Annotated in this window: 11 protein-coding genes; 10 read left to right on the top strand and 1 reads right to left on the bottom strand. The window is 63.1% G+C overall.

Translation table 11 applies throughout. The features are described 5' to 3' along the window. Positions 1-51 precede the first annotated feature (51 nt). Positions 52-1,752 carry a sulfatase-like hydrolase/transferase gene (locus tag AC515T_RS10495; RefSeq protein ID WP_496532414.1) on the bottom strand — a complete coding sequence of 567 codons (1,701 nt, stop codon included), beginning with the start codon at positions 1,750-1,752 and terminating at the stop codon, positions 52-54. Positions 1,753-2,128: 376 nt separating this feature from the next. On the opposite strand from AC515T_RS10495, the gene AC515T_RS10490 reads away from it, so the two are divergent. Genes AC515T_RS10490 through AC515T_RS10445 form a run of 10 tightly spaced genes read left to right on the top strand, consistent with a single transcriptional unit; the run spans position 2,129 to position 13,156 of the window. Further along, positions 2,129-3,493 carry a UDP-glucose dehydrogenase family protein gene (locus AC515T_RS10490; RefSeq protein WP_496532413.1) on the top strand — a complete coding sequence of 455 codons (1,365 nt, stop codon included), beginning with the start codon at positions 2,129-2,131 and terminating at the stop codon, positions 3,491-3,493. Beyond that, on the top strand, positions 3,490-4,545 hold the full coding sequence (locus AC515T_RS10485; protein WP_496532412.1) for an NAD-dependent epimerase: 1,056 nt from the start codon (positions 3,490-3,492) through the stop codon (positions 4,543-4,545). Before AC515T_RS10490 ends, AC515T_RS10485 begins: the two co-directional genes overlap by 4 nt. Beyond that, complete coding sequence (locus AC515T_RS10480; protein ID WP_496532411.1) at positions 4,542-5,288, top strand: sugar transferase; 747 nt, start codon at positions 4,542-4,544, stop codon at positions 5,286-5,288. Before AC515T_RS10485 ends, AC515T_RS10480 begins: the two co-directional genes overlap by 4 nt. Continuing rightward, the gene (locus AC515T_RS10475) at positions 5,289-5,933 is read left to right on the top strand and encodes a CpsD/CapB family tyrosine-protein kinase (RefSeq protein WP_063320360.1); all 645 of its coding nucleotides are present in this window, start codon (positions 5,289-5,291) and stop codon (positions 5,931-5,933) included. A 20-nt stretch (positions 5,934-5,953) separates the two neighbouring features. Continuing rightward, positions 5,954-7,009 (top strand): polysaccharide biosynthesis/export family protein, encoded by a 1,056-nt coding sequence (locus AC515T_RS10470; protein ID WP_496532410.1) that lies wholly within the window; start codon positions 5,954-5,956, stop codon positions 7,007-7,009. A gap of 2 nt (positions 7,010-7,011) precedes the next feature. Beyond that, positions 7,012-8,604 carry a GumC family protein gene (locus tag AC515T_RS10465; protein ID WP_496532409.1) on the top strand — a complete coding sequence of 531 codons (1,593 nt, stop codon included), beginning with the start codon at positions 7,012-7,014 and terminating at the stop codon, positions 8,602-8,604. Next, complete coding sequence (locus tag AC515T_RS10460; protein WP_496532408.1) at positions 8,601-9,704, top strand: glycosyltransferase family 4 protein; 1,104 nt, start codon at positions 8,601-8,603, stop codon at positions 9,702-9,704. The genes AC515T_RS10465 and AC515T_RS10460 overlap by 4 nt, the downstream gene beginning before the upstream one ends. Next, positions 9,701-11,071: an O-antigen ligase family protein gene (locus tag AC515T_RS10455; protein WP_496532407.1), complete on the top strand. Its 1,371-nt coding sequence runs from the start codon at positions 9,701-9,703 to the stop codon at positions 11,069-11,071. The genes AC515T_RS10460 and AC515T_RS10455 overlap by 4 nt, the downstream gene beginning before the upstream one ends. Continuing rightward, on the top strand, positions 11,068-12,027 hold the full coding sequence (locus tag AC515T_RS10450; RefSeq protein ID WP_496532406.1) for a glycosyltransferase: 960 nt from the start codon (positions 11,068-11,070) through the stop codon (positions 12,025-12,027). Before AC515T_RS10455 ends, AC515T_RS10450 begins: the two co-directional genes overlap by 4 nt. Then, positions 12,020-13,156 (top strand): glycosyltransferase family 2 protein, encoded by a 1,137-nt coding sequence (locus tag AC515T_RS10445; protein ID WP_496532405.1) that lies wholly within the window; start codon positions 12,020-12,022, stop codon positions 13,154-13,156. Before AC515T_RS10450 ends, AC515T_RS10445 begins: the two co-directional genes overlap by 8 nt. Positions 13,157-13,168: the final 12 nt, after the last annotated feature.

Here is a 13,168-nt window from a genome sequence, read left to right as displayed (position 1 = left end):
CATCGCGAGCAAGCTCGCTCTCACAAAAGCCCAGCGCATAGGGGCCTCCAGTCAATGCTGCCCCACCGCCATTTCAACCTGGCCAGGCTGCGGCGTCACGATATGGTCCAAGTCAATATGCTTCCACGCCGGTTTCGCCCCCAACCGCGCATTGAAGCGATAGTTGAAGGTGAAGTCGTCATCGGTCGGCTGACTCAGGGATTTTCCATAGACCGACTCAACCCCTACCGGGTCATAGCCCATCAACTGCAACAGCGTCGGAAAGATGTTGTAGTGGCTGGAGCGATCCTTGTTCCGAGCCCAGGCGTCGCGCCAATCGAGGCTGTGCAATGAGCTGCCCTGGATCACCACCAACGGCACCAATCCTTCTTCGGGCACCGGGTCGCCACCGCAATGAGTATTGAGCCCGGGGTTGCCGCGCTCGTGCAGGTCCTGGCCGTGGTCGGAGGTGTAGATCAACACCGCACGGCTCAAATCGGCCTGTTGGAAGATTCGCTTGAAGAACTCGCCGACATTCCACAACAAGGTGTTCTGGTAGGCGTTGCGGTACAGCAGCCAATCATCTTGCTGGCCATTGAAACCGTCGCGCCTGGCGGTGTCGGCCACTTCCTGGAACCGCCCGCGCGGCAAGGCCGGGCGGTAGTTCATGAAGTCGTCGGGGTATTTGTCGTGCACTGGAAAATGCGCCCCCACCTTGTTGATCACCACCAGTTCGGCCTGGTGGTCGCCCAACAGCTCGATCAATTTCGCCGCCGCCGCCATGTCGCGGTCGCGCACGCTGGCCTGGTCGAATTGGACGAATTCGTCGATGTCCTGTTTTTCCAGGTCGGTCATCAGGTTCTGCAGGTTGCCGCCGGTGCGCTGGGCGTCGATGTAGACGGTGCGCAAGCCGGCCTGCTTGGCGTACTGCCAGATCGACGGCCGGGTGCTGTTGATGCGCACGTAGTCGGCGCGTGTACCACCGTAACGCAAGGTGACATTGGTGTCGGCGCTGCAATTGGCGATGGATGCCGCGTAGCCGAAATTGAAAATGTCCACGCCCTCGGGCGGGGTCTTCAGGCCGCTGTGCACGCCAAACGGCGTGTTGATATCCAGGTAATTGCCGCCAACGCTTTCATCGATGATCAGCACGATGTCCTGCTCGATCAAAGACGATCGCCGCGCCAGGGCGACCGGTTCCCGGGGGCCGATGGTGTTGTGCAAGGACTCGTAGGCAAAGAGATTCAAATAGGCCAACGGCGTGTACATCACCGGCAGGCCACGCGCGCCTTCGCCCGCCCGCACGAACAGCACGCCACTGAGCAACACCACGCCCAGCACGGGCGCGAGCACCGGCAGATAACCGGGCACTCGCAGTGCCCGCCGAGGTTTGAGGGCGATGCCGAACAACAGCAACAAGCCGCCGATCACCGCCTTGATGATCACCTCGCGATACTGATAGGCCGCTTCCTGGATGAACCCTCCCGAGTACACCAGCGAGACGAACTGGCTGTAGGTGAGGTAACTGTCCGTGACCTGGGTGTACACCTCGAAAAAAACCGCTGAAACAAACAACGCCAAGGCAAACACATGCCTCACCAACGTCTGGCGTATGTAGGCGCTCATCCACAGCGCCACCACCAACAGCTCGAACATGGCGCCGAACAGCAAGGTTGCCAAGCTCAGGCCCAACGCATCGAGACGGTCGAGGTAATAGGCGTACCCCTTGAGCAGGTACAAAAACAGCAGCAACTCCTTGAGGTAGCGGGCCATGTTTTCCTCGACCGGAACGCAGTATCGAAAGTGCTTCGTTCCTGCACGTTAGCAGCCGATTTTCAAAGCGCAAGAAACACCACCCACCAACCCTGCGTCAAAAAAAAGTTGCCCCAAAAACGACACGAAAACAGGTAACAAAATATAAAAATCTATGGATAACGACCGTTTATCGTTTTGTTAAATGCCTCCAACACCCAGTAAAACAGCCACTTTGCTAGACCAGTCAATGACTTGATATCAAAAGGCCCGACTTCACTTGAATTGCCAACACTGACAACTGTCATTTTGCTGACACGCTTTTCTGAAGCTGCGCTATACCCCTCTAGACAGTTTCATCCGAGTTACATCATTCGGTCTGCGAGGCGCGCCAAAAATGGACGTGAGCGTATTTGGTACGGGGTATGTCGGGTTGATCCAGGCGGCCGCAATGGCCGATGTCGGACACCGCGTTTTGTGCATCGACATCGACCCGAACAAGATCCGGCAACTGCAACAGGCCGTACCGACCATCAGCGAGCCGGGCCTGTCCACTCTGCTCGAAGACAACATCAAGGCCGGCCGCTTGTCGTTCAGTTCCCAGGCCAGCGACGCGGTCAATCACGGCGAGCTGATTTTCATCGCCGTCGGCACCCCCGCCGATGAAGACGGCTCGGCCGACCTGAGCCATGTGCTGGCCGTCACCCGGCAGATTGCCGACTTCATGGACAGCGACCGCACCCTGGTCATCAAGTCCACGGTGCCGGTGGGCACCGCCGACAAGGTGGCCGAATGCGCCCGCCAGGCGTTGGCCCGGCGCGGCCTGAAACAGCTGAACGTGCGCGTGGTGTCCAACCCCGAATTTCTCAAGGAAGGCAGCGCCCTGGCCGATTGCATGCGGCCGGACCGGATCATCGTCGGCACTGCGGACCTGGTAGCCCGCGACCAGATGACGGAGCTCTACGCACCCTTTTGCCGCAACCACGAAAAACTGATGTTCATGGACAACCGCAGCGCCGAACTGACCAAGTACGCCGCCAATGCCATGCTCGCCACCCGTATCAGTTTCATGAACGAGCTGGCCAACCTCACCGAGCGGCTGGGCGCCGACATCGAGGCGGTGCGCAAGGGCATCGGCTCGGACCCGCGCATCGGTTATCACTTCATCTACCCCGGCTGCGGTTTCGGCGGTTCGTGCTTTCCCAAGGACCTGCGAGCCCTGCTGCACACCGCCGAACAAAGCGGCATGCCGCTGCGCCTGCTACGCAGCGTCACCGACGTCAACGACAGCCAGCGGCACATCCTCTTCGAGAAACTGGCGAAGCAATTCCAGGATGGCCTGGCTGGCAAATCGATTGCCATCTGGGGCCTGGCGTTCAAACCCAACACCGATGACATGCGCGAAGCCCCCAGCCGCTACCTGATGGAAGCGCTGTGGCGCGAAGGCGCCCGGGTCCAGGCCTATGACCCGGAAGCCATGTCCGAATGCCGTCGCCTCTACGGCTATCGCAAGGACCTGAACCTCTGCGCGACCCGCGATGACACCCTCGAAGACGCCGACGCCCTGGTGATCTGCACCGAGTGGAAGAACTTTCGCGTGGTGGATTTCGACCTGCTGGCCAGCAAGTTGCGCGCCCGGGTGATCATCGATGGCCGCAACCTGTACAACCCCGAACACCTGGCCGCCGCCGGGCTGTTGTACCGCGGTATCGGGCTGCGCCACACCGTGCCCGGCACCCCAGCACCAGGGCCGCAAGCGTGAACATCCTGGTCACCGGCGCAGCCGGTTTCATCGGCGCCCACGTCGCGCTGCGGCTGCTGCGCGACGGTCATCGGGTGTGCGGGCTGGACAATTTCAACGACTACTACGACCCGCAGCTCAAGCATGACCGCGTGGCCTGGGTGAACGACCAGGTCGGCACCTTCCCCTTGGCGCGGCTCGACCTGGCCGACGCGCCGGCCATCGACGAACTGTTCCAGGCCCGGCGCCCGGACGTGGTGATTCACCTCGCGGCCCAGGCTGGCGTGCGCTACTCCCTGGAAAACCCCCAGGCCTACGTCGACAGCAACATCACTGGGTTCCTGAGCATCCTGGAAAGCTGCCGCCGGTATCCGGTCAAGCACCTGATCTACGCCTCTTCAAGCTCGGTATATGGCGCCAACCCGCGCACGCCTTATTCGGTGCAGGACAACGTCGATCATCCGTTGTCGCTGTACGCGGCCAGCAAAAAAGCCAACGAACTGATGGCCCACAGCTACAGCCACCTGTTCGGCATTCCCTGCACCGGCCTGCGGTTCTTTACGGTGTACGGCCCCTGGGGCCGGCCAGACATGTCGCCGATCCAGTTTGCCCGCGCCATCGTTGAAGACCGCGTGCTGCAGCTGTTCAACCACGGAGAGCACCAACGGGATTTCACCTACATCGACGACATCGTCGAAAGCATCGCTCGCCTGATCGAACGTACGCCCCAGGTCACGCCCTTGCTGGATCACGAGCAACCGGGTCCGGCCACCAGCCGCGCGCCCTGGCGGATCTACAACATCGGCGGGCAGCACCCGGTGGCGCTGCGCACCTATGTCGCGCTGCTGGAAAAACACCTGGGACGCAGCGCCCGCGTCGAGCTGCTGCCCCTGCAAGCGGGCGATGTGCTCAACACCTGCGCCGATGCCAGCGACCTGGCACGGGCCACCGGCTTCCAGCCGGGCATCGAACTGGACGACGGTCTGGGCCGCTTCATCCAGTGGTTCCTCGAGTATTACCCACTGCCTGCCCACGCGCCGCTTGCGGCCCCACCTCAGCGGAGGAGTCTATGACCCGACATGAGCAAATCATTGCGATCAACGCCCCCGGACGCGACAAGCGTGTCGATCCCGACCACCGCAGGCGCCTGGACGCGGCCATCCACCGCCAGGGCCGTGGTTGGTTGACCGGTCGCGACGGCGGCCGGCCCTGGACGGTCTCGCGGACCAATCGAGTGGTGGCCTGCCTCGGCGCACTGGCGATTCTGCTGGCGTGCTGCCCGCTGTTGCTGGGCCTGGCACTGCTGGTCAAGTTTTCCAGCCCTGGCCCGGTACTGTTCGTGCAGAAACGCACCGGTTATCGCGGTCGGGTGTTCGGCATGTACAAGTTCCGCACCATGGTCGCCGACGCCGAAGCCCTCAAGGAGTCGCTGCGCCACCTCAACAAACACGGCGCCGATGCCATCGATTTCAAGATCGACAACGACCCGCGTATCACGCCCATCGGCCGGTTCCTGCGCCGCAGCAGCCTCGACGAACTGCCGAACCTGATCAATGTGGTGACCGGCGACATGCGCCTGGTGGGCCCGCGGCCGACCTCGTTCAACGCCTATCGCTACAAGGACAACCATCTTGTGCGCCTGAGCATCTACCCCGGCATGACCGGCCTGTGGCAGATCTCCGGGCGCAGCAATATCGACTTCGACCAGCGCGTGGAATTGGACCTCAGCTATATCGCTGAACAAAGCCTGTGGCTGGACTTGAAGATCCTGATGCTTACCCCCTTCAAAGTTTTCAGCGGCCACGGAGCGAGTTAAATGGACGGTTCAACGAATATCCTGACCATAGCCAGCCCGAGCGAGACCAACCTGACCTCGACCGTGCTTGACCCTTCCCTGCGGATCCTGCTCTTGACGTCCGCCAACACCGGCACCGGCACCAGCACCAGCGCCATGGCACTGGCCGCTCAGCTGGCACAGATGAGCAACGGTCGCGTCCTGCTGGTGGATGCCAGCCAGTCACCGCGCAACCTCAGCCAGCAACTGTCGTTGCACAAGGAGCGCGGCTTCACCGACCTGCTGTTCAACAGCCTCGCCCCGCCCCTGTTGCAGGACTGCGTGGTGCAGGCGTCCAGCCTGCCCTTCGACGTGTTGCCCCACGGTCGTCTGGGCCGCAATGCCGAGCGCCTGAGCCCCGAGCGTCTGCGTCCGCTGTTCAGGCAACTGGCGGCGCAGTACCGCTTTGTGGTGATCGACGCCGACGCGGTGTATTCGGCCAGCGACACACTGGTGCTCAGCACCCAGGTGGACGGCGTGGTGCTGGTGGTGCGCGGTGAAGACACCCGCTGGGAAGTGGCCCAGGCCGCCCGTCAGCGCCTGTCCCAAGCGGGCGCGAAAGTGGTCGGCAGCGTGTTCAACCGCCGCAAGTACTACATGCCCAAGTGGCTCTACAACAACCTGTAAGCCTGCAAAAGGATGACGAGATGAACGCCAGAATGCTTGTCCTGCTGTTGCTGCCGCTTGCCGGTTGCTCCAGCACCAGCGATACCCGCTCGATGCCGGTGCAGATCCTCACGGCCGCACCGGCCAACGCCCAGGCCACCGACATGCCCAAGGTCGAACAGACCCTGCGGCCCCAGGACGTGCTGGATGTGATTTTTCACATCAGCACCACCGGCCCCCAGGCCTATCGTGTGCAGGCGGGCGACCAGGTTGCCCTGAACTTCACCGCCGCCAGCCAGCTCAACGGCACGCAACAGGTGATGCCCGACGGCAGCATCGAACTGCCGGGGGCCAATACCTCGGTGAAAGTCGCCGGCCTGACCACCGACGAAGCCCGCCTGGCGGTCCAGCGTGCCTATGACCAGAAGATGCTGTTCCAGCCCAATCGCAACCAATTGACGGTGCTGGTGACCAGCCCGCTGAGCAGCGAGACGAACCTGCGCAACACCCTGACCCACCCGGGCACCGGCATGAGCCGGGAAATCACCGTGGGCCGGGATGGTTACGCAAGCTTCCCGGAAATCGGCTCCGTGCCACTGCAAGGCATGACCGTCACCCAGCTGGAAACCTTCCTCAACGAGCGCTACGCCCAGTTGCCAGGCCGCATGACCGTCGATGTGCTGCTCAAGTCCACCGCCGGCAACGAGATCTATGTCCTCGGCGAGGTGGCCGTGCCAGGTTCCTACCCGATCCGCCGGCCGATCTCGGTCCTCGAGGCCCTGACCCTGGCCCGTGGCACCAACGTCAAGGCCCGGCTCGACTCGGTGGTGATCATGCGCCGCAACGGCAACCAGGTCGAAACCCGCCACTATGACGTGGAAAAAGCCCTGAGCGGTGATGCCTCGCAGATCGCCTACCTGCAACCGGAAGACATGCTTTTCGTGCCCAAGACCGGCCTGGCCAAAGCCGGTGAAATGGCCCGGCAACTGGCCGACGTGGTGCTGTTCCAGGGCATGGGGGTCAGCTTCGGCTACCGCCTCGATAGCAAAGGCGACAACAGCAGATCCAGCACCAACACTCCTGAAGCAGGTGATTGATCATGAACCCCAAGGAAAACTATCTGCATGAGTTCTTCAGGATTTTCTTCGCCAACAAGCAGTGGGTGAAGCGTGTCTTCCTGATCTTCGCCGTGATCGCCCTGGTGCTGCCGTTGATGCTCAAGCAGAGCTTCGACATTACCGCCCAGGTGATCGTCCAGTCGAAAAAGCTCTCCCAGGGCGACGCCACCACGTCGCTGAACCAGGAAAACGCCACCTTCATCCCACCGTCCCTGGCGGACATGGAAACCGAGAGCAATATCCTGCGCTCACCGGCGTTGATCCGGCAGACCATCAGTGCCCTGCGCGACCAGGGCGAATACACCCCAAGCCCGGGCATTCTCAACAAGTGGGTGAGCGAACCGCTCAAGATGTACATCACCCAGCCCCTGCGCGAGTACGTCATCAACCCGCTGCGCGATGGCCTGGGGCTTGAAGTCGACCCGGTGCGCGACACCGTGCTCGATACGCTGACCGACGAGGCCATCGAAAACCTGAAGATCGAGACCCTGCCCGGCTCCAACGTCATCTCCATCGTCTACAGTTTCGGCGATCCGGCCCAGGGCACCCGGTTCGTGGCGCAACTGCTGCAGAACTACCTCAGCAGCCGCCAGGATCTGCAATCGATCGAAATGCCGCAGACGTTCTATGAGCAGAAGAAAGCCCAATACCAGACCCGTCTCGACGGCCTGGAAGGCACCCGACTGGGGCTGCTGGAAAACATCGGCTCGTCCGACCCCAAGGAAGAAATCACCTTCCGCCTGAACGCCATCAACACCGAAGAACAGGCCCTGAACCTGTATCAGGATCGCCTGCTGCAAAGCCAACGCTGGCTCGATTACCTCAAGACCAGTCTGGCGGCGGCGAACAGCTCCCGGTTCAACGACTACACCTTCCCGTTCACCTTCACCACCACCGTGGACAACATTGCCTTCGAAGACCGGGAGATCAAACAACTGGGCGAGCAACTGACCAGCCAGGTCAGCCGCTACATGAATGACCTGGCGATCTTCCAACCCAGCAGCGAACCGATGCTGCTGGCCCGGGAACAGATCGTCCGCACGCGCCAGCAGTTCCTGAAAGTGGTGAACAACCGGATCCAGGAACGCACCACCGACCTGTCCGTCGTCAGTTCGGTGATCAATCAGAAAGTCGAACGCATCGCCGCCTTCAAGGAACGCATCCATCAGTTGCAGGAAACCCAAAGCAAGCTGCGGCAGATGGATACCGAGATCAACGCCTTGCATGCGGCGTTCTCCACCTATGCCCAGCGCTTCGCCGAGGCCAGCACAGCGCGCTCGTTGGACACCGATCTCTCCAACGCCCGGATCCTGAGCCCACCGTTCGAGCCGACCGCCCCGGCCTTCCCCAAGCCGATGCTGATCATCGTCTTCGGCATGTTCAGCGGCCTGCTGCTGGCGATCGCCCTGGTCTATGTGCGTGAGTTCTTCGACCACCGCTTCAAGCACCCAGCGCAAATCACCCAGCAATTGGATGTGCCGGTGCTGCTGGTGATCAACGAACAGTCCCCCGACCAGGTCAACCCGCACCGCAACTGGAGCCTGCCCAGCCTTGTCCATTGGGTGCGAAATTGAACGCGCCGTTCGGCCCGACCCGCCACAGCAGCCCCCTGTCGATCATTCATCTGCTCGACAGCGGTGGCTTCTATGGGGCCGAGCGGATGCTGCTCGATCATTGCCTGGCAACGCCCGGACAGCACCAGGTGCTGTTCCTGGCGGCACCGCCGACCTTGATCACGCGTTTTCGCCAGGCCGGGGTCGATTGCCGTCACTGCGCCAGTTGGGCCGAGCTGTTGCAGCACCTGCGCCAGCGCCGGGACGAACGCCCGCTGATCAACACCCACAACTTCAAGGGGCTGTTGTTCGGCTGGTCGGCGGCCACGCTGCTGCGCCTGCCGCTGGTGATCACCCAGCATGGCTTCACGCCGCGCAGCCCCAAGCAACATTTCTACACCTGGCTGAGCCTGCAACTGTGTCGTACCGCCTCGGTCAAGCGAGTGGTCTGCGTGGCCGAGAGCATCGCCACGCTGCACCGGCGAGCCAGCGTGCGGGCGGAAAAGCTCGATGTGATCCCCAACGGCCTGCCAGCGGCCAGCACACCGCTGGCCCACCGCACCGACCAGCAACGCTGGCGGGTCGGCTACGTCGGTCGCTTGAGCAGCGAAAAAGGCCCGGACCTGTTCCTCGACGCCATGATCCCCCTGTGCCAGCGGCATCCGTCGCTGCACGCGGTGATGCTCGGCGACGGCCCGGAACGCCAGGCGCTGCTCAAGCGCATCACCGACGCCGGGCTGCCCACGCGCATCGAATTGCCCGGCTACCAGACCGACATGAACGCCTGGTGGAGTCGCCTCGACGCGCTGGTGATCAGCTCGCGCACCGAAGGCACCCCGATGATTCTGCTCGAAGCCATGCAGGCCGGCGTGCCAGTGGTGGCGTTCGGGGTCGGCGGTATTCCCGACGTGTTGCAAGACCGCCATAACGGCCTGCTCGCGGCACCGGCCGACAGTGCGGACCTGGCGGCGCAGATCGAAACGCTGTTCAGCGAACCGCCCCTGGCGCGGATCCTGGCCGACAACGCGCGCCGCACCCAACAGGACCGCTACGACCTGCGCACGCTGGCCGAACGCTGGTCGCAGCTTTACATCCGTACGGCACGGGAGGCTCGCTCATGATTGTCCCGCTCTCGATCGTCAGCCTGCTGGGCCTGGTGTGCCTGGCGTTGCTGGCCAGCCCTTATCCGTTCCTGGCGCCGGGCGCGGTATTCGGCCTGGTCGGCGTCGCCGTGCTGTACCGCAAGCCCGGCTGGGGTTTGCTGGGCATTGCCGCACTGGTGCCATTCGAAGGCCTGTTCAAGGACAACGCGTTTTCCGGCAGCAAGTTCTTTGGCCTGGCGCTGATCCTGATCTTGATGTTGCAACTGGCCCTGCACCAGATTCCCGCGACACGCTTGCGCAGCAATATCTGGAAGCCCCTGATCGGCTTCATGGTGCTGTATGGCCTGAGCCTGTTGATCTCGGAAAACATGGACCTGTCCCTGACTCATCTGCGAGAGCTGACGGTGGGGCTGATTCTCTTCGTGATCACCTTGCTGATCGGTCGCGAACTGAACCTGGACCTGTTCGCCCGCCTGATGACGGTGAGCGTCTCCACCACGTGCGTGCTCGCGATGTTCTCGGCCAAATACCAGGATCAGGGCCGCGCTTCCGGCTTGCTGGAAGACCCCAACGCCTTTGCCCTGTTGATTGCGTTCACCGTACCGCTGGCCTTGTGGCTGGTACTGCGCAGTCCGAACCTGTTGCACCGAACGTTCTGGAGTGGGGGTTTCATCCTGTTGCTGGGCGGCATGACCAAGACCGAATCACGTTCCGGGCTGGTGGTGCTGTTGCTCAGTCTGGTGATCGGCTTGTACCACTACCGTGCGCAACTGCCGCGCATCCGTCCGCGGCACCTGGGCTTCGCCATGCTCGGGCTGGCATTGCTGATTCCCCTGGCGGTCGCGGTGATGCCCGCCGGCTACGTGGCACGCATCCAGTCGTTGAGCATCCTCAGTGCTGGCGTCAATGCTCACAAGGACGAATCCCTGGGCCGCCGTGCCTCGTACATCCTGGTCGGCAGCCAGATGATCCGCGAGAACCCGATACTCGGGTCAGGGCCCGGGACCTTTCCCCTGCACTACGCGCCCACCGGCTATGCCAAGGCGTTCTCGGCCAACCGCAAGCTGGGGGACCTGTATCGCCGGGCCCATAACACCTACCTGGAAATCTTCAGCGAAATCGGCGTGCCGGGCGGGCTGATGTTCGTCGGCATGCTCGGCCTTGGCCTGTACAACCTGCTGCACGCCCGTCGGCTCTGGTTGCAGCGCCGCGACTGGGCGCAGGCGGACCTGCTGACGCACCTGGGCATGAGTTTCCTCTCGCTGGGGTTGTTCTTGATGTTCCTCAGCGCGCCGAACCACAAGTTGCTGTGGATCATGCTCGCCCTCACCAGCGTGTTGCGCTACGACGCCGAACAGGCCGCGCCACAGGAGGCTCGTCCATGAGTTGCGTCAGCATTGTGATCCCGATGTACAACGAGGCCCGGCACATCGGCCGGACCCTGCGGGCGGCCCAGGAAGCTGCCCGCCAGGCAGGCCTGGCGTGCGAGTTGATCGTGGTGGACAACGGCTCCGACGACCACGGCCCGCGCATCGCCAACGAGCTGGGCGCGCGGGTACTGATCGTCCCAGGCGTGCACATCGGTGCCCTGCGCAATCGCGGCGCGGCCCTCGCCAGCGGTGACTGGCTGGCGTTCATCGATGCCGACATCGAAATGCCGGCCGACTGGCTCAAGCTGTTGCTGGAACTCGAAGGCCACCAGGGCGATGTACTGGGCCTGGACCTCGACACGCCCCGGCAGGCGCCGTGGTTCGCCGAAGCCTGGCAGCGCCGCAGCCAACGTCCGGGGTCACGCCTCCTGCATCGGGTGCAGTGGCTACCCAGCGCCAACCTGTTGATGCGCCGCAACTGGTTCGAACGGGTCGGCGGCTTCGACGAAACCCTGCGCACCGGTGAAGACAAGGATTTTTCCCTGCGCCTGCGCCAGGCCGACGCGCAATTGCTGCTGGTCAACGAAAGCGTGGCCCTGCACTGGGGCTACGAAGGCAGTTGGCGCGAGTGGATGAGCAAGGAGCTGTGGCGCCAGGGCAGCCATCTGCAATTGCTGCGCAGCCATGGCCCGAGCCTGCGCCTGCTGCGCTTCCCGGCCCTATCCGTCGGCGCCTGGTGCTTGGACCTGTTGGCCTTGCTCGCGGTGCTCCAGGGGCAGTTGCATTTGGCGCTGATGCTGTTACTGGTCACGGCGCTGCCGCCCCTGTTGCTGAGCCTGCGCCAGAGCCGGCGCGACCCGCGCCTGACTTTGCAATTGTGGGCCTTGCATGGGGTGCGCCTGCACCTGACCGGCGCCGCCTTGCTGCTCAATCTGTGTCATTGGAACGTCAGGAGACCTGCCCGTGGCTGAATTCATTTATTGGTCGTGCCTGCTGCTACCGGTGTACGCCTACCTCGGTTATCCCTTGATGCTGAGCCTGCTGGTGCCGCTGTTTCCGCTGCGGCGCTACGGCAAGGCGTTGCCGATGGACGTCAGCATCGTCATTGCCGCCCACAACGAGGCGCGGCACATCGAAGCGAAGTTGCGCACGTTGCTGGCCCAGGATTATCGGGCCCATTCGTTGCAGATCATCCTCGCCAGCGATGGCTCGACCGACGACACCGTGGCCTGCGCACGCCGGGTGATCGACCCGCGCATCACCGTGCTCGACCTGCCGCGCCAGGGCAAGGCCGCCGCCCTCAATACCGGTGTCGCCCACAGCCGCGGCGAGATCCTGGTGTTCACCGACGCCGATAACCAATGGGCCGCCGTTACCCTCGGCCATCTGCTCGCGCCCCTGGGCGATCCGGAAGTCGGCGCCTGCGCCGGGCACATGGAGATCCCGGTGCCGGGCAAGGGCCTGAGCCTGGGCGACAGCCTGTATCGCCATTACGAAGGCTGGTTGCGGCGGGTGGAAAGCCGCACCGGTTGCATGGTCTCGGCCGACGGTGCCTTGTTGGCTTTGCGTCGGGCGCTGTTCCAGCCGATCCCGGCCCAGGTCAACGATGACTTTTTCCTCAGCACCTGCGCGCCGGCCGCCGGCAAGTCCATCGTCTACGTGCCACAGGCCCGGGTGACCGACCAGGGCGTGGACGAAGCCGACAAGCAGTTTCGCCGGCGCCAGCGGGTCACCGTTGGTGGGTTGCAGAGCCTGGCCCAACGCCGGGGGCTGCTCAACCCGCTGCGGCATGGGCTCTACGCCATCGGGCTGATCAGCCACAAATTGATCCGCCGCCTGGCGCCGGTGTTGCTGTTGCCCCTGTTGCTGAGCAATGCCTGGCTGTGGAACGACCATCCGTTCTACCGCCTGAGCCTGCTGGCGCAGTTGCTCGGTTACGCCATGGCGCTGATCGGGTTGATGGATGCCGGCCACCGTTTGCCCCGCCCCTTTCGCCTGGCCGCGTTCGTGCTGGTGACGCTGGCGGGCATGAGCATCGGGCTCTGGCAGTTCCTGCGGGGTCATCGCTACAGCCAATGGAACCCCGAGCAGAATCGCTGAGGAGAAGAGCCG

The organism is Pseudomonas sp. FSO-7 (assembly GCF_059579345.1).
This window is presented reverse-complemented; position numbering and strand designations above follow the sequence as displayed.

Coding starts and splice junctions, on each gene's coding strand:
- AC515T_RS10495 (WP_496532414.1), bottom strand. CDS start 1,752: ATGGCCCGCTACCTCAAGGAGTTGCTGCTGTTTTTGTACCTGCTCAAG.
- AC515T_RS10490 (WP_496532413.1), top strand. CDS start 2,129: ATGGACGTGAGCGTATTTGGTACGGGGTATGTCGGGTTGATCCAGGCG.
- AC515T_RS10480 (WP_496532411.1), top strand. CDS start 4,542: ATGACCCGACATGAGCAAATCATTGCGATCAACGCCCCCGGACGCGAC.
- AC515T_RS10475 (WP_063320360.1), top strand. CDS start 5,289: ATGGACGGTTCAACGAATATCCTGACCATAGCCAGCCCGAGCGAGACC.
- AC515T_RS10470 (WP_496532410.1), top strand. CDS start 5,954: ATGAACGCCAGAATGCTTGTCCTGCTGTTGCTGCCGCTTGCCGGTTGC.
- AC515T_RS10465 (WP_496532409.1), top strand. CDS start 7,012: ATGAACCCCAAGGAAAACTATCTGCATGAGTTCTTCAGGATTTTCTTC.
- AC515T_RS10455 (WP_496532407.1), top strand. CDS start 9,701: ATGATTGTCCCGCTCTCGATCGTCAGCCTGCTGGGCCTGGTGTGCCTG.
- AC515T_RS10450 (WP_496532406.1), top strand. CDS start 11,068: ATGAGTTGCGTCAGCATTGTGATCCCGATGTACAACGAGGCCCGGCAC.